At 68.7% G+C, this 15,589-nt stretch carries 12 protein-coding genes and 1 tRNA gene; 3 read left to right on the top strand and 10 right to left on the bottom strand.

Going from position 1 to position 15,589, the window contains the following annotated elements; all coding sequences use genetic code 11:
* Positions 1 to 8 precede the first annotated feature (8 nt).
* Together ABC319_RS09940 and ABC319_RS09935 are read right to left on the bottom strand one after the other, a co-directional pair.
* Entirely contained in the window at positions 9 to 242 is a 234-nt protein-coding gene (locus ABC319_RS09940) for a hypothetical protein (RefSeq protein ID WP_413070068.1), read from the bottom strand.
* Positions 243 to 361: 119 nt separating this feature from the next.
* A complete protein-coding gene (locus ABC319_RS09935) occupies positions 362 to 3,169 on the bottom strand; it encodes a TonB-dependent receptor (protein WP_413070067.1) in 2,808 nt (935 codons plus the stop codon).
* A 218-nt stretch (positions 3,170 to 3,387) separates the two neighbouring features.
* On the opposite strand from ABC319_RS09935, the gene ABC319_RS09930 reads away from it, so the two are divergent.
* From ABC319_RS09930 to ABC319_RS09920, 3 genes are all read left to right on the top strand, one after another.
* The gene (locus tag ABC319_RS09930; RefSeq protein WP_413070066.1) at positions 3,388 to 4,962 is read left to right on the top strand and encodes a tryptophan halogenase family protein; all 1,575 of its coding nucleotides are present in this window, start codon (positions 3,388 to 3,390) and stop codon (positions 4,960 to 4,962) included.
* Complete coding sequence (locus ABC319_RS09925) at positions 4,959 to 5,684, top strand: SapC family protein (protein ID WP_413070065.1); 726 nt, start codon at positions 4,959 to 4,961, stop codon at positions 5,682 to 5,684. The genes ABC319_RS09930 and ABC319_RS09925 overlap by 4 nt, the downstream gene beginning before the upstream one ends.
* 172 nt (positions 5,685 to 5,856) lie before the next feature.
* Positions 5,857 to 8,760 carry a glycoside hydrolase family 2 protein gene (locus tag ABC319_RS09920; protein WP_413070064.1) on the top strand — a complete coding sequence of 968 codons (2,904 nt, stop codon included), beginning with the start codon at positions 5,857 to 5,859 and terminating at the stop codon, positions 8,758 to 8,760.
* 9 nt (positions 8,761 to 8,769) lie between these two features.
* Here the strand turns inward: ABC319_RS09920 and ABC319_RS09915 are convergent, their stop codons facing one another.
* The 8 genes from ABC319_RS09915 to rpsD form a co-directional block, all read right to left on the bottom strand.
* A complete protein-coding gene (locus ABC319_RS09915; RefSeq protein ID WP_413070063.1) occupies positions 8,770 to 9,612 on the bottom strand; it encodes a class I SAM-dependent methyltransferase in 843 nt (280 codons plus the stop codon).
* Between the two features lie 148 nt (positions 9,613 to 9,760).
* A tRNA-Lys gene (locus tag ABC319_RS09910) sits at positions 9,761 to 9,836 on the bottom strand.
* Positions 9,837 to 9,855: 19 nt separating this feature from the next.
* A complete protein-coding gene (gene folK / locus ABC319_RS09905) occupies positions 9,856 to 10,329 on the bottom strand; it encodes a 2-amino-4-hydroxy-6-hydroxymethyldihydropteridine diphosphokinase (protein ID WP_413071671.1) in 474 nt (157 codons plus the stop codon).
* Between the two features lie 2 nt (positions 10,330 to 10,331).
* Positions 10,332 to 11,192, bottom strand: coding sequence for an N-carbamoylputrescine amidase (gene aguB / locus ABC319_RS09900; RefSeq protein ID WP_413070062.1), 861 nt, complete (start codon positions 11,190 to 11,192; stop codon positions 10,332 to 10,334).
* Between the two features lie 83 nt (positions 11,193 to 11,275).
* Entirely contained in the window at positions 11,276 to 12,241 is a 966-nt protein-coding gene (locus tag ABC319_RS09895) for an agmatine deiminase family protein (protein ID WP_413070061.1), read from the bottom strand.
* A complete protein-coding gene (locus tag ABC319_RS09890) occupies positions 12,238 to 13,869 on the bottom strand; it encodes a M28 family peptidase (RefSeq protein WP_413070060.1) in 1,632 nt (543 codons plus the stop codon). Before ABC319_RS09890 ends, ABC319_RS09895 begins: the two co-directional genes overlap by 4 nt.
* A 67-nt stretch (positions 13,870 to 13,936) precedes the next feature.
* A complete protein-coding gene (locus tag ABC319_RS09885) occupies positions 13,937 to 14,557 on the bottom strand; it encodes a LysE family translocator (RefSeq protein WP_413070059.1) in 621 nt (206 codons plus the stop codon).
* A gap of 346 nt (positions 14,558 to 14,903) precedes the next feature.
* Positions 14,904 to 15,518, bottom strand: a complete 615-nt coding sequence (gene rpsD / locus ABC319_RS09880; protein ID WP_413070058.1) for a 30S ribosomal protein S4 — start codon at positions 15,516 to 15,518, stop codon at positions 14,904 to 14,906.
* Positions 15,519 to 15,589: the final 71 nt, after the last annotated feature.

Raw genomic sequence — 15,589 nt, 5'->3', positions numbered from 1 at the left:
CCGATCGTTCAGCGGCCGCCCATGCCGGAGCGCGACCGATCGATGTCGCGGGACAGCGTGGACGAGGTCAGGCGATCGCGCTCGTCCCACTGCGCGCGGGTCAGGCAGGTGCGCGTCACGTCGAGCCGGCTGCTCGTCGCGGTCTGGCTGCGACAGATCTTCTTCTCCTTCACCGCCGGCGGTGCGGGCTGTTCCGGCGGGGTCTGGATGGCGGCGACGAGGATCAGGGCGGCGAGCAACATCGGGACTCTCCCAGGGGACCGAACAGCGTTGCCGGTGGCGTACCGCATTGTGCCGGCGCCGGAAAGATGGCCGCGGCGATCGTCCGCGTGGGAACGATCGCCGTGGGCGGCGTGCGGCCTCAGAAGGAGAAGCGCACGCCTGCGTCGTAGCGCGGACCGAAGTTCTGGAAGGTCAGCAGCTGGTTGTCGAAACGCCCGGTCGTCACATATTTGGCGTTGAACAGGTTGGTACCCTCGACGAACACCTGCGCCCATGGCGTGATGTTCACCGCGACGCTGCCGTCGAACTGGCCGTAGTCGCGGACGAACACCGGCTCGTTGCCCGGGCCGCCGGCCAGCGTGCGCAGGAACCGCTCGCGACGGTTATAGGCGATGCGGGCCGAGATACCGTATTTCTCGTAGAAGACGGTGGCGTTCTGCGAGTTGCCGATGCCCTCCGCCGCGAAGGACTGGCCGACCTGATCGACGTCGAACTCGCGGTTGGTCTTTACGAAGGTCGCGTTGGCCTGCACGCCGAAGCCGCTGAGCACGCCCGGCAGCCAGTCGAACGTGTGGACCACGTTCAGCTCCAGCCCGCGGATGCTGAGCGATTCGGCGTTGCGCGGACGCCGCACGCTGAAGTTGGCGAAATACTGCGTTCCGTTCAGCAGGATCAGCCCGCCCGGCACCAGCCGCTGCCCCTGCGGATTGCCCGCATTGGCGATCGGGAAGAGTTCGGACGCGAAGGTCTGGATGACGAAGTCGTCGACCTTCTTGTAGAACACCGCCGCCGACAGCGTGGTCGTGCGTGTCGGATACCATTCGACCGACAGGTCGAGGTTCGAGGCGCGGTATGGCTTCAGCTGGGGATTGCCGCCGGTGGCGGTCAGCGTCGCCGGGCGGATCGTGTTGAAGTCGAGGCTGGGTGCCAGATCGCCGATCGCGGGACGAGTCAGCGTCTTGTAGGCGGCGAAGCGGACCTGCAGTTCCGGCGTCAGGTTCAGCCGGGCGTTCAGCGCGGGCAGGAAGTTGCTGTAGGACGACTTGCTGTTCACGTCGATCGCGGCGTTGTTGCCGGCATAGACGGGGTTGTAGATGCCGTTGTCGCCCTGCACCGGCAACAGGTCGAGCAGCTGGCGCTGCTGCCCCGCCGATTGCAGCTCGGTATATTCGTACCGGCCGCCGATGTTCAGGAACCAGGCCATGCTGCCGAACTGCCCCTCGAAATCGGCATCGATGTAGCTGGCGTAGACGACCTCCTTCACGCGCGCCGACGGCTGGCGCACGGGGGTGTAGCCGTTGGTCGCGGCATATTGCGCGGCCGTGGTGCCGATCGGCAGGCCGCGGGCGCGGTCCAGCGCCTCGGTCGCCGGACGGCTGGTCAGGAACGCGATGTAGCGCTGCGGATCGAACGTCAGGAACGACGTCGGCGCCTCACCCCCGCTCTGGCCCAGCGAGCCGCGGGTGTAGGGCGACAGCAGTGTCGGATCGGCGGCGGTGGTGTAGCCGCAATAGGTGCAGCCGACGTTCGGGTCGGAGGTGTAGGGCACGTTGTTCTTGTCGCGCGACGTGCGGGACACGCCGAACCGCACCTTGCGGAAGATGTCGGTGCCCGGCGTCCATTCGTTGTTCCAGCGATACTCGGTCACCTCCTCGGTGACGTCGTTGCCGCCGATGCTGGCGAGATGGGTCTTGGCCAGCGTCGGATCGGTCAGTGTGCCGGGACCGTAGCCGAAGGTGGAGGCGATGCCCTTCCCCTGCGCGCCGGTGAACGAGTAGGTGGTCGGCGTCCCGATCACGGTGAAGTAGTTGCGGCCGCCGCCGTCGTTGAAGGCGCGCGACCACGTCGCGTCCAGCACCATGCGGAAATTGTCCGCCGGGCGCCATTCGACGTTGCCGCCCGCCTGCCACGTCGTCGTCTCGCGGACGCTGCCGGCCGAGATGAAGTCGGCGCTGCCCGCTGTGGTCAGCGAGGTGACGGTGCGGTTCTCGTCGATCGCCGCCGCGGTGTAGCTGGCCGGTTCGAACCAGCTGCCCAGCGACCGGGTGGTCACGTCGCTCTTGAACTTGTTGTACAGGCCGTCGAGCGTGAAGGTCAGCTCGTCCGACGCCTCATACTGCGCGACCAGCGTCGCGCCCAGGCGCGAGCGCCGGTCGCGGGTGGTGCCGACATCCTGGTTGCGCGGGGCGTAGACGTTGGTCAGGATCGGCGCCGCGGTCGGGCCGACATTGGTCCGCGGGATGTAACCGTCGGTGGTGACCTGGTTCAGTTCGGCGACACGACGCTGGTAGGACAGCGAGGCGAGCAGGCCCAGCTTGCCGTCGGCGAAGGTGTTGCTGACCAGGCCGAACAGCTGCGGCGTGAACTTCTCGCTGTTCTTCTCGTACAGCGCCTTGCCGCTGAAGACCGCCTTGAACTCCTTGAGCGCGAGCGGCCGCGGCGTCTGGATGTTGATCGTCGCGCCGATGCCGCCGCCCTGGAGCGGGGCCTGCGCGCTCTTGTACACTTGCGCGCCGCTGATGAGTTCGGCGGGGATCAGGTCGAACGAGAAGGAGCGGTTGTAATTGTCCGACGCGAAGCTGCGACCGTTGAACAGCACGGTGTTGAACGACGGGCCCAGGCCGCGGACGGTGACCGACTGGCCCTCGCCGCTGCTGCGGTCGATCGCCACGCCGGGAATGCGCTGCAGCGACTCGGCGACGTTGGCATCGGGGAACTTGCCCAGATCCTCCGACGAGATCGCATCGAGGATGCCCGACGCATCACGCTTCTGCGCGGCCGACGATTCGATGCTGCGGCGGATGCCGGTGACGACGATGTCGGCGGCGGTACCGTCCGCCTCGGTCTGCGACGGCAGGACGGCGGTGGAATTGGGGGGCGGCGCATCGCTGGGCGACTGGACGGTGGCCGGCGCGGTCGCGTCCTGCGCAAGGGCCGTGGCCGGCATCGCCGCCATCAGCGCGCAGCTCGCGCTTCCCAATCCATATGCCATATATAGCATTTGACGTTTGAAGCGCATGTGATCGGCCATGATCCTCCCCTTTTCCTCGCATTTACGCCCCGCTTCGATAGAACGGGGTGGACGGGGCGTAACCCTAAAGTATGATATATTCAACTGCAAAGACACGAGCACGTGATTTGCCGATCCGGAGAGAGGTGCAAGGGATGCCAGACACGAACCGGCACGATGGCGATCGCCCCGTTCGACATGTCGTCGTCGTCGGCGGCGGCTCCGCCGGGTGGATCGCCGCATGCCGGCTGGCGGCACAGGCGCGGCGCAGCGGCAGCGGCGTCGCGGTCAGCCTGGTCGAGTCGGCGACGGTGCCGTCCGTCGGCGTGGGCGAGGGGACGTGGCCGACGATGCGCAACACGCTGGCCAAGATCGGGATCACCGAGACCGAGTTCGTCCGGTCCTGCGACGCCGCCTTCAAACAGGGCGCGAAGTTCGTCGGCTGGACCGACGGGACGCCGGACGACGGCTATTACCATCCGCTCAATCCGCCGGTCGGCGCGACCGAGATCGACCTGGCACCGCACTGGGTGAACCGGGGCGGCGATCAGGCCGCGACCGGGTTCGCCGACTGGGTCGATTACCAGGCGGCGCTGTGCGACGCGGGGCTGGCGCCCAAGTCGATCACCGCCGCGGAATTCACCGGGCATGCCAACTATGCCTATCACCTCGACGCGGGCAAGTTCGCGACGCTGCTGCGCGAGCATGCGGTGAACGTGCTGGGCGTGACGCACGTCGTCGGCGACGTGACCGGCACGACGATGCTGGACAATGGCGACATCGCCAGCCTGACGTTGGGCGACGACCGGGTGGTGGAAGGCGAGTTGTTCGTCGACTGTACCGGGTTCGCCGCGCGGCTGATCGGCGGCGTCTATGGCGTGCCATTCCGCCGGTGCGGCGACAAGCTGTTCGCCGATCGCGCGATCGCGATGCAGGTGCCGTACGACCGGGAGGACGACCCGATCGCGTGCCACACCATCTCCACCGCGCAGGACGCGGGATGGATCTGGGACATCGGGCTGTGGACGCGCCGCGGCATCGGCCATGTGTACAGCACCGCGCATACCAGCGACGATGCTGCGGAGGCGGCGCTGCGCCGCTATGTCGGGCCGCGGGGCGACGCGCTGTCGGTCAGGAAGATCGACATCGACGCCGGCTATCGCGAGCGGTTCTGGCAGAACAACTGCGTCGCGGTCGGCCTGTCGGCGGGCTTCATCGAGCCGCTGGAGGCATCGGCGCTGATGCTGATCGAGGCGTCGATGGATGCGATCGCGGACCGCCTGCCGCGAACGCGGGGGGCGATGGACGTGCTGTCCCGCCAGTTCAATGAGGCGTTCCGCCATCACTGGGAACGTATCGTCGAGTTCCTGAAGCTGCATTATGTCCTGACGCGGCGGACCGACACCGACTTCTGGCGCGACAATGTGGCGCCGTCGTCGATCCCCGACGGGTTGCGGGAGCGGCTGGCGCTGTGGCGGCATCATCCTCCGGCGCCGCAGGATTTCGCCAACGCGCGCGAGGTCTTCTCGTGGCCCAGCTATCAGTATGTCCTGCACGGCATGGGGTTCGAGGGGCTGTACCCGCGTGCCGACGCCGCCTCTGCCGATGCGGTGCGTGCGGCACGGCTGGTCGGCCATACGGAGCGGCTGCGCGACCGGCTGGTGGCGCAGGCGCCGCGCCACCGCGACCTGCTGCGCGCGGTGCGCGAGCACGGGTTCCAGCCGGTATGAGCGGCCCGACACCCCTCAGCGCCCCACGCCATGCCTCGCTGCGCTTTAACCGGGACGCGACCGCGACGACGCGGCGGTTCGTGCAACTGGGACTGTCCGAGATCGCGCTGGCCGCGGCCGACATGCCGCTGTGCTTCGCCAAGGACGCGGGCACCGGCCGCTTCAACCTGATCGCGCTGCTGGGGCTGGTGGAGCCTGCCAATCTCTTCTCGGCGGACGGGCGGGTGAACGCGACCTATCTGCCGCGGGCGGCCGCACTGTCGTGCTTCCGCCTCGATGCGGGCGGCGCCGGCGGGCTCGCGATCGACGAGAGCGATGCGGCGATCGGTGCGGTCGGCGAACCGCTGTTCGACGGCACCGTGCCCGCTCCCCTGCTGGAGCGGATCAGGGGCGGGCTGGAGGACCTGATCGCCGACGTCGCGGCGGCGGCGCAACTGGTGGAGCGCTATGTCGATCAGCGGCTCGTCCGCCCGCTCTACCTGACGCTGCGTCAGGAAGATGGCCACGAGCAGGTGCTGGACGGGCTCTACTCGCTCGACGCGACGGCGATGCAGGACCTGACCGACCGGCAGGTGATCGACCTGCACCGGGCCGACGCGCTGCTGCCGGCCGGGGTGCTGACATCGTCGCTGGCGCAGGTCGAGCGGCTGCGCCAACTCCACAACGCGCGGTTCGTACCGCGGATCAGCGAAGCCCAGCTGGCCATGCGCGCAGATAAATAATATTTTACGAGCGTCTGTACGCAGCATAGCTCCCGAGAGCGGCATGATCTTGCCGACTTGTTACCGTGAAGTTGCTTGCCGAGTCCGCCTCTTGCCATCGCCTCCACCAGCCAATAAAGTATGACATAATGAACGCCACGCTTCGCCGTGGCGGTGGCGGGAGAGGATCGACATGGACAGGAACGACGCGCCCTTCGGATGGATGAACCGTCGCCGGCTGGTCCAGTCGCTCGCCGTCGCGCCGCTCCTCGGCCTGCTCGACGAGGCGGCGGCGGGCGCGGCCGCGGGCGAACCGGCGGAGCGGTCGATCGGCCTCGCCGCGGTGTGGCGCCGCGCGCTGGATCCCGGCGACAAGGGCATCTCGCGCCGCTGGTTCGCGTCGGCGCTGCCCGACACCTTCCCGCTGCCCGGCAGCCTGGAGCAGCGCCGTATCGGCAACCGCGTGACGGTCGACACGCCGTGGACGGGCGACATCAACGACCGCTCGTACTTCACCGCGCCCGACTATGCGCGCTATCGCGAGCCCGACCACGTCAAGGTGCCGTTCTTCCTCCAGCCCGATACCTGGTTCCGTGGCGCCGCCTGGTACCAGCGCGATATCGAGGTGCCGGCGGCATGGGCCGGCAAGCGGGTCGAGCTGTTCCTGGAGCGCCCGCACTGGGAAACCCGCGTCTGGATCGACGGGCGCGCGATGGGCCGCAGCGATGCGCTGCACGTTCCGCACGTCTACGATCTGGGCGTCGTGCGGCCCGGCGTGCACCGGCTGACGATCCGCGTCGACAACCGCATGATCGTCGAGATCGGCCATAACGGCCACGGCGTCACCGATCATACCCAGGGCAACTGGAACGGCATCGCCGGCCGCATCGAACTGCGCGCGAGCGAGCCGGCGTGGATCGACCGGGTCGATCTGCATCCGTCGTTCGCCGATCGCGTGCTGACTGTGCGCGGGACGCTGCGCCGCATCGGCAGCGAGCGGGTGGACGCGGCCGACATCGCCTTTGCCGGCGTGTCGGTGCGGGCCACGATCGCGTGGAAGGGCGACGAGGGCCGCTTCGAGGCGCAACTGCGCCCGGCGCCGGACGATGCGGCGGCGCGGCGGGCATGGGACGAGTTCGATCCGGTGCTGCACGACGTGTCGGTGACCCTGCCGAACGGCGAGGAATGGCAAGGCCGCTTCGGCTGGCGCGAACTCGTCGCCACGCCGCAGGGTTTCACGATGAACGGCCGCCCCGCGATGTTCCGCGGCGCGCTGGAATGCAGCATCTTCCCGCTGACCGGCCACCCGCCGACGGATATCGACAGCTGGCGCCGGATCATGCGACGGGCGAAGGAATACGGGCTCAACCACCTGCGCTTCCACAGCTATTGCCCGCCGGAGGCGGCGTTCGATGCTGCCGACGAGGAGGGCGTGTACGTCCAGATCGAGACCGTCTGGGCGAACCAGTCGGTGATGATCGGCAGCGGCCTGCCCGTCGATCGCTGGGTCTATGCAGAGACCGACCGGGTGCTGGCCGCGCACGGCAACCACCCCTGCTTCGTCCTGATGACCCACGGCAACGAACCGGGCGGCGGCAAGACCAAGGCCGGGGAGGCGCGCCGCGACGCGTTCCTCGCCGCCTATCTCCGCACGTACCGCGATCGTGACCGCCGCCGGCTGTGGACCGCCGGATCGGGCTGGCCGCTGATCGACGAGAGCCAGTATCACGTCACGCCGACACCCCGCATCCAGGACTGGGGCCAAGGGCTGAACTCGCGGATCAACGCGAAGCCGCCCGAGACGCGAACCGATTACCGCGAGTTCATCGGCCGCTACCGCGCGCCGGTGATCAGCCACGAGATCGGCCAGTGGTGCGTCTACCCTAACCTCGACGAGCGCCGGAAATATACCGGGCACCTGAAGGCCCGGAACTTCGACATTTTCGCCGACCGGCTGCGCGACAACGGGCTGCGCGATCACGCGCCCGAGTTCCTCTATGCATCGGGGCGGTTGCAGATCCTCTGCTACAAGGAGGATATCGAGAGCGCGCTGCGCACCCACGGCATGGGCGGTTTCCAGCTGCTGGGGCTGCAGGATTTTCCGGGCCAGGGGACGGCGCTGGTCGGCGTGCTCGATCCGTTCTGGGACGACAAGAGCTATGTGACCGCGGCAGAGTACCGGCGGTTCTGCGCACCGATCGTGCCGCTCGCGCGCATGTCCACCCGGGTGATCGCCGCCGGTACGCCGTTCGCCTTCGATGTCGACGTGGCCCATTTCGGGGCGGAGCCGCTGGCGGGTGCGCAGATCGAGTGGCGCGTGGCTGACACCGCCGGCAAGATGCTGGCGCAGGGCGACTTCGGCCCGCGCGACGTGCCGCTGGGCAATGCGCCGCTGGGCCTCTCGGCGGCGCCGGTGCTGCGCGTCGACCGGCCCGCTGCCGCGCACCTGATCGTCACGGTGCGGCACGACGGCAAGGTGGTCGCGGAGAATGACTGGGATCTCTGGATCTATCCGGCGGCGCTACCCGCGCCGGCCGGCACGCCGCGCATCATGCGCGCCGACCGGATCGATGCGGCCGTGCTCGATCATCTGGCCGGCGGCGGCGACGCCCTGATCGGCCTGCCCGGCAGGAGCGTCGCCAACTATCCCGACCGGGCGGTGCAGCTGGGCTTTTCCAGCATCTTCTGGAACACGCTGTGGACCGAACGGCAGCCGCCCACGACGCTCGGCATCCTGTGCGATCCCGGGCACGCCGCCCTCGCCGACTTCCCGACCGACGTGCACAGCAACTGGCACTGGTGGTATCTGGTCCACCGCGCCGGTGCGCTGCGGCTGGACCTGCTGCCCGCCGGGGTGAAGCCGATCGTGCGGATCATCGACGACTGGTTCACCGCCCGCCCGCTGGCCCTCGTCGTCGAACTGCGCGTCGGCCGCGGTCGCGCCATCGTCTGCGGCTTCGCGCTGGACGGACAGGACGCCGCCGATCCCGTCAGCCGCCAGCTGGTCGCCAGCCTGGAGCGCTACATGGCGGGCGACCGCTTCCGCCCGGACGTGGCGGCATCGCCCGACCAGCTTCGCGGCTTGCAGGCGGGATAGGCGGAGCCGCTAGCGCAGCCCCGGCTTGCGGAGGACGGCGGAAAACTCCAGCGACCCGTAGGCGGTCGCATGGACCCGCTCGACCTGGAGGTCGATCAGCCCTTCGCGTGCCAGTTCCCCCATCAGACGCTGGAACTGACCGGGCGAGAAGAACCACGCGTGGACATCGACATAGATGCCGGCATCCGCTTGCGCCGCCTCGGCCTCGCCGTTCGCCCTGCGTTCGGCATCGACCTCGGGTTTGCCGTGGATGCCGATCCAGTGGAGCATCGCGTCATTGTGCGTCGTCTCCAGCGTATGTGCCAGAACCGCCTTTCGCGTGTGGACACGCCGCTTCGTGCGATGAGCGAGCAACAGGTCGTCGATCGTCGTTTCTGGCAGATAGTGATCGAAGCAGAAGCGCTTGTCCGGCACGATGACATAATATGCCCCACCCGCGTTCAGCAGCCTCGATACGCCTTGCAGGTGCGCGACCAGATCGGGCTGATGCTCGATGGCGTGGCTGCTGAAGATGGCGTCGAACGTCCGATCGACGACGGCAAGATCGCCCACGGGCGAGACATAGGTAATGGCGGGAACCTGCCCGCAGTTTCTGCCGATCCTGCGGGCCCGATCGACCAGCCCATCGGTGTCGAGGACATCGAAGTAACGGACCGAGGGTCCGTTCAGCATCGGCCGATCGAACGGCCCGATCTCGAGCGCGTCGAGCCCGTCGAGTTGCTCGAGGAATTGCCGTTGCGTGACCGCCGGCGCAAGCCCGGCAGCCCTGGCGCGACGGGCCAGAAGTGGTTCGACCAGCGGACGCGCCGCACGGGCCGATTTGCGCAGGACTCGCGTCGTCAGGGTCAACATGGCGGCTGTTATGGCTTGCCACGCCGCCAAAGCAATGCAGGATCATGTCCGGAAATGACGCGTCCGGCTCGCGGCATCGTCGACGGTCGAACCGGGCGGGGAAGAATCGCGGTGAAGGTAGCGGATTCCCTGCGGATCAGGGAAGCGATGGTGGGTCCGCCGGGGCTCGAACCCGGGACCTCTCGATTAAAAGTCGCTTGCTCTACCGACTGAGCTACGGACCCCGGCCATCGCCCGCGGGACCTAGGTGGATGGCCGGCGGCGGTCAACCTGCGACAGCAACTGGCGCACGGTGCGACCCGTCAGCGGATCGCGCCAGCCGGGGACGATCGCGGCGAGCGGCGCCAGGACGAAGCGGCGGGTGCGGCAGGCGGCGTGTGGCACGGTCAGCGTGCGGCTGCGCCACCGCCCGCCCGACCACATGACGATGTCGAGGTCGATCGGCCTCGCGCCCCAGCGTCGCCCCGGGCGGCGGCCCATCGCGCGCTCGATCGCCTTCAGCCGGTCGAGCAGCAGGGGGGGCGGGTCGTCGCTGCGGATCAGCACGGCGGCATTGGCGAAGCGCCGGATCGACGGCCCCAGCGGCGGCGTGGCGGCGATCGGCGACCGCGCCACGACCCCGCCGATCGCGGCCATCGCGGCGGATACGGTCGCCGCAGGGCTGCCGTGACGCGTCCGCCGGTTGCTGCCGAGCGCGACGGCGTAGAGCCCGGCCAGCGTCAGACGTCCGCCACCAGCCGGCCGTACAGGTCGGGACGGCGGTCGCGGAAGAAGCCGAAGGCGGCGCGGTGCCGCCGGATCCTCGCGAGATCGAGCGTGGCGGTGATCACCCCCTCTTCCTCGCGGCCCAGTTCGGCCAGGATGTCGCCGCGCTCGTCGGTGATGAAGCTGGTGCCGTAGAAGCGCTGGCCGTGTTCGGTGCCGATGCGGTTCGCGGCCACCACGGGGACGACGTTCGACACCGCATGGCCGACCATCGCGCGGCGCCACAGGCGGGCGGTATCCAGGCTGGTGTCGTGAGGCTCGCTGCCGATCGCGGTGGGATAGAACAGCAGCTCCGCCCCCATCAGCATCAGCGCCCGCGCGGTTTCGGGATACCATTGATCCCAGCACACGCCGACGCCCAGCCTCCAGCCCGGCGCGGCGGGCGGTGCCGGCCACACCTTGAAGCCGGTATTGCCGGGGCGGAAATAGAATTTCTCCTCGTAGCCGGGGCCGTCGGGAATGTGGCTCTTGCGATAGACGCCCTGGACCTCGCCATCGGGCCCGATCATCGCGAGGCTGTTGTAGTAATGCGGCCCGTCCGCCTCGAAGAAGCTGGTCGGGATGGTGATCGTCAGCGCCTCGGCCAGCGCCTGCATCGCCAGCACCGCCTTGTGCTCGCCGACCGGCGCGGCGTTGGCGAACAGGCCCTCGTCCTCGACGCGGCAGAAATACTCGCCCTCGAACAGTTCGGGCGGCAGGACGACCTGCGCACCTTGCGCCGCCGCCTCACGGACCAGCGCGGAGACGTTGGCGATGTTGCGGTCGATATCGGCGGTAAAGCCGAGCTGGAGCGCGGCGACGGTGATCTCGGTCATGGGCGCGCATGTAGGGGATCGGTCGCCGCCGCGAAAGCGGGCAGCGGCGTTTCGCGAACCGATGCCCGTGTGCCCGTCCTACATCACGCCGGCACCTGCTGCGAGATGCAGTGGAAACTGCCGCCGCCGGTCAGGATCGCGTCGGCGCGCAGGCCCACGGCGTGGCGGTCCGGAAACAGCGCCTGCACCGCCGCGACCGCCGCCTGGTCGTTGTCGCTGCCGTACAGCGGCACGACGACCGCGGCGTTGCCGATGTAGAAATTCATGTAGCTGGCGGGCACCACCTCCTCGTCGCGCAGGACGCGGCCGGGGGAGGGGATCGTGGCGACCTGCAGCCCGGCGGCGATCAGGTCGCGGCGGGCGCGGGCATAGACCTGCCAGTTGGGGTCGTTGTCGGCCGGCTCGGGCAGGGCGACGCGGCCGGGCGCCACGAAGCGGGCGAGGTTGTCGACATGGCCGTCGGTGTGGTCGTTCAGCAATCCCTCGCCCAGCCAGACGACGCGGGTCAGGCCCAGATCGTCTGCCAGCAACCGCTCGATCGCGGATCGATCGAGCGCGGGATTGCGATTGTGGTTCAGCAGGCACTGCTCGGTGGTGACGACGGTGCCGGTGCCGTCCCCGTCGATCGCGCCGCCCTCCAGCACCCAGTCGCATGCCATCGCCGCCAGCCCGCGCGCCTCGGCCAGCCGCTCGCCGATGCTGTCGTCGCCGGGCAGGTCGTACTTGCCGCCCCAGCCGTTGAAGCGGAACAGCCGCGCGCTGCCGTCGCCGGTCACGATCGGGCCGGTGTCGCGCAGCCAGATGTCGCCGAACGGCTGGACCTCGATCTCGGCGAACGGCGCGATCGCGCACGCGGCATCCGCCGCCTCGCTATCGGCGCAGACCAGCACCACCGTCTCGCCGCGACCCCCGGCATGGACGGCGCGGGCGAAGGCGGCGACCTCCTCGCGCGCGGGTTCCAGATCGTCCTGCCACAGCTCGGGATGGCTGGGAAAGCCGATCCACACGGCGGCGTGCGGGGCCCATTCGGCGGGTGGCGGCGTCGTCACTTGGCACCGCCACGCGAACGATCGCGGATTGCCCGGAATTCGGCCGTGGGATACCAGTTCGGCCACAGCGAGGTGTCGTCGGCCAGCTGGCGGCCGAGGCCGTAATAGACCTGCAGGTCCTGCACCGCGCCGCCCCAGTTCCAGTTCGGATCGTAATTGTCGGCGGGCTTGTGATAGCGGTTGGCGACATAGTCCTCGGTCGCCTTCGCGCCTGCTTCCTTGCCACCGGCGACCAGATCCTCGCCCGATTCGCCGCTCAGCATCGGCACGCCCAGCTTGGCGAACGAGAAATGGTCGGACCGGTAATAGCCGCCCCGCTCCGGATTGGGCTCGGGCGCGATGGTGCGGCCCTGCGCGGCGATGAACGGCTTCACCAGATCCTCGATCTCGGACTTGCCGGCGCCGGTCAGCACGAAGTCGCGGACCGGGCCGATGACGTTCAGCACGTCCATGTTCACCCCGCCGACGGTCCGCGCGAGCGGATAGACCGGATGCTCGGCATAGTAACGCGAACCGAGCAGCCCCGATTCCTCGGCCGTCACCGCCAGGAACGCGATCGACCGCTTCGCCGGTCCGGCCTTCACATGCGCCTGCGCCAGCGCGACCAGCCCGGCGGTGCCGGTGGCGTTGTCGACCGCGCCGTTGCAGATGTCGTCGCCCGCCACCGCGTCGCAGCGGCCCAGATGATCCCAATGCGCCGAGTAGAGGACGTAATCGTCCTTCGCCGCCGTTCCGGGCAGCACGCCGATGACGTTCTTCGATGCCTGGCGCCGGATCTGGTTGGCGAAGCCGCCCGACAGCTTCACGCCCAGCGGCACCGCGCGGAAGCCCTTCTTCGCGGCAGCGGCGGTCAGCGCGGTCAGGTCCTTGCCGGCGCTGGCGAACAGGCGCTGCGCCGCGGCCTGCTGGATCCAGCCGACCGCCTGGCTCTGGTCGAGATGGTCGCCCTTCTCGTCCAGTTCCAGCTGCGGTCCGGTCCAGGACGATTGCACCACCGCCCAGGGATAGGCGGCCGGCTCGGTCTGGTGGATGATCAGCGCGGCCGCGGCGCCGTGCTTCGCCGCATTCTCGAACTTGTAGGGCCAGCGACCGTACCACGTCATCGCGCGCCCCTCGAACGGGCCGTCCCGCGACATCGTCTGCCAGTCGGCGTCGTTGATCAGGATGACGACCGTCTTTCCCTTCACGTTGACGCCGGCATAATCGTCCCACCCCTTCTCGGGCGCGGTGATGCCATAGCCGACGAAGACCATCTCGCTGTCCTTGACGGCGATCTTCGGCACCACGCGGTACGTGCCGACGACCATGTCGGTGCGATAGGCGAAGCTGACCGGCATCTTGCCACCGGCGACGGTGAAGGGCGCGACGTCGGTGGCGGTGATCTCCACCATCGGCACGTCCTGCGTCCAGCTGCCCCTGTTGCCGGGCTGCAGGCCCGCCGCCCTGAACTGCTCGATCAGGTACGCGACCGTCTTGTCCTCGCCCGGCGTGGTCGGCGCGCGGCCCTCATACGCGTCGGAGGCGAGCGTCTGCGTCACCGTCTTCAGGGTGTCGACGCTGATCGCGGGCATGGTCTGCGCGGCGAGCGGGGTCGCGGCGAGGAGAAGGGGAACGATGGCGGCGCGCATGCGGAAACTCCTGTGACGGAGCGCTTTCTGGCGGCGCATGCGCGCCTTGCCAAATGAAAAGGGGCACTCAGCGCTGGAAGGCGGCCATCGCGAGCCCGGCCCCCATCACCGCACCGCCGCCCGCCCGCTGCGACCAGAGCCGCGCCTTCGGATGGCGCACCCACCCCGATGCGCGGCTGGCGGTGAGTGCGTAGACCGAGTCGGTCAGCGCCGCGATGCCGGTGAAGGTCGCGATCAGGATCGCGGCCTGCGGTACATAGGGGGCGTCGGGGCGGATGAACTGGCTGGCGAAGGCGACGAAGAACAGGATCGTCTTGGGGTGGAAGGTGCCGACCGCTACGTTGGTCAGAAACGCGGCGCGGGCGCTCAGCGGGCGTCGCGGCATATCGACGGCCGCATCCCGGCCGCTGCGCATGATGGCCAGCAGGCCGATGACGACGAGATAGGTCGCGCCCGCCCATTTCAGGAGGGAGAAGGCGAGGGCGGACGATTCGAGGATCGCGCCCGCACCGGCCAGCGACACCGTCATGGCCAGGGCGTTCCCGACGGCCATCCCCGCGACCGAGGCGAGCGCGACGCGCCGGCCGGAACTGAACGCGAAGCCGATGATGCTCGCGACCCCCGGTCCGGGGATGATCGCGATCACCAGCGAGGCGGCGGCGAAGGCGGTCCAGGCGTGGATATCCATGTCACGGTTCCCTTCCGGCGGTGATCCCGTCCGCCGCCAAGTATGCGGATCGGCTGATGCCGCGACAAGCCCGCCATGGCGGGGAGCGGAACCGTGTCTGGTTGATGACCGCATCCCCGGCGAAGGTCGGAGCCCCGCTGCGCAGGCGCCCGTGATCGCGCAATGTTCGTCGCCCGGCACCAGCCCGGACATGAAAATGGCGGCCTCCCGCAAAGGAGAACCGCCGTTTCATGTGGGTCGGCCGAAACGGGAGTAAATCCCGTGAGCCCGCCCCCGCACAGGCGGGGGGCGAACGGCGCCGTGGCGCCGCCGGCCGGCCGAACCTTCGTATCGGCCTTCTACTCGCTTAGCGCGAGTAGAACTCGACCACCAGGTTCGGCTCCATCTTCACCGGGTACGGCACCTCGTCCAGCGTCGGTACGCGGACGAAGGTGATCTTGGCGTTGCCGTCGGGGGCGACGTAATCGGGGATCTCGCGCTCGGCCAGGTTCTGCGCCTCCAGCACCAGCGCCATCTCCTTGGCCTTGGTGCCCAGCGTGATCTCGTCGCCGACGAAGCAGCGACGCGACGCGATGTTGCACTTCACGCCGTTGACGCGGATGTGGCCGTGGCTGACGATCTGGCGCGCGGCGAAGATCGTCGGCGCGAACTTCGCGCGGTACACGATCATGTCCAGCCGCTGCTCCAGCAGGCCGATCAGGTTCTGCGAGGTATCGCCCTTCATCCGGGCGGCCTCCTGATAGCACTGCTTGAACTGCTTCTCGGTGACGTCGCCGTAATAGCCCTTCAGCTTCTGCTTGGCGCGCAGCTGGATGCCGAAATCCGACACCTTGCCCTTGCGGCGCTGGCCGTGCTGGCCGGGGCCGTATTCGCGCTTGTTGACCGGCGACTTGGGACGGCCCCAGATGTTCTCGCCAAGACGGCGATCGAGCTTGTGCTTGGCGCTATGGCGCTTCGACATATGATATTCCTTGCAACTACGAACGACGTTGACCACCCGGCCGCGAACGATCGAGTGGGTTGGTCCCGGTA

The organism is Sphingomonas phoenicis, from assembly GCF_047238005.1.
Taxonomy (GTDB): domain Bacteria; phylum Pseudomonadota; class Alphaproteobacteria; order Sphingomonadales; family Sphingomonadaceae; genus Sphingomonas.
The sequence above is the reverse complement of the archived record's forward strand: the minus strand, read 5'-3'. Positions and strand labels throughout refer to the sequence as shown.

What these genes read in the sequence shown, in the direction of transcription:
- ABC319_RS09940 (WP_413070068.1), bottom strand. Translation starts at nt 242, where the DNA reads ATGTTGCTCGCCGCCCTGATCCTCGTCGCCGCCATCCAGACCCCGCCG.
- ABC319_RS09935 (WP_413070067.1), bottom strand. Translation starts at nt 3,169, where the DNA reads ATGCCGGCCACGGCCCTTGCGCAGGACGCGACCGCGCCGGCCACCGTC.
- ABC319_RS09930 (WP_413070066.1), top strand. Translation starts at nt 3,388, where the DNA reads ATGCCAGACACGAACCGGCACGATGGCGATCGCCCCGTTCGACATGTC.
- ABC319_RS09925 (WP_413070065.1), top strand. Translation starts at nt 4,959, where the DNA reads ATGAGCGGCCCGACACCCCTCAGCGCCCCACGCCATGCCTCGCTGCGC.
- ABC319_RS09920 (WP_413070064.1), top strand. Translation starts at nt 5,857, where the DNA reads ATGGACAGGAACGACGCGCCCTTCGGATGGATGAACCGTCGCCGGCTG.
- ABC319_RS09915 (WP_413070063.1), bottom strand. Translation starts at nt 9,612, where the DNA reads ATGTTGACCCTGACGACGCGAGTCCTGCGCAAATCGGCCCGTGCGGCG.
- aguB (WP_413070062.1), bottom strand. Translation starts at nt 11,192, where the DNA reads ATGACCGAGATCACCGTCGCCGCGCTCCAGCTCGGCTTTACCGCCGAT.
- ABC319_RS09890 (WP_413070060.1), bottom strand. Translation starts at nt 13,869, where the DNA reads ATGCGCGCCGCCATCGTTCCCCTTCTCCTCGCCGCGACCCCGCTCGCC.
- ABC319_RS09885 (WP_413070059.1), bottom strand. Translation starts at nt 14,557, where the DNA reads ATGGATATCCACGCCTGGACCGCCTTCGCCGCCGCCTCGCTGGTGATC.
- rpsD (WP_413070058.1), bottom strand. Translation starts at nt 15,518, where the DNA reads ATGTCGAAGCGCCATAGCGCCAAGCACAAGCTCGATCGCCGTCTTGGC.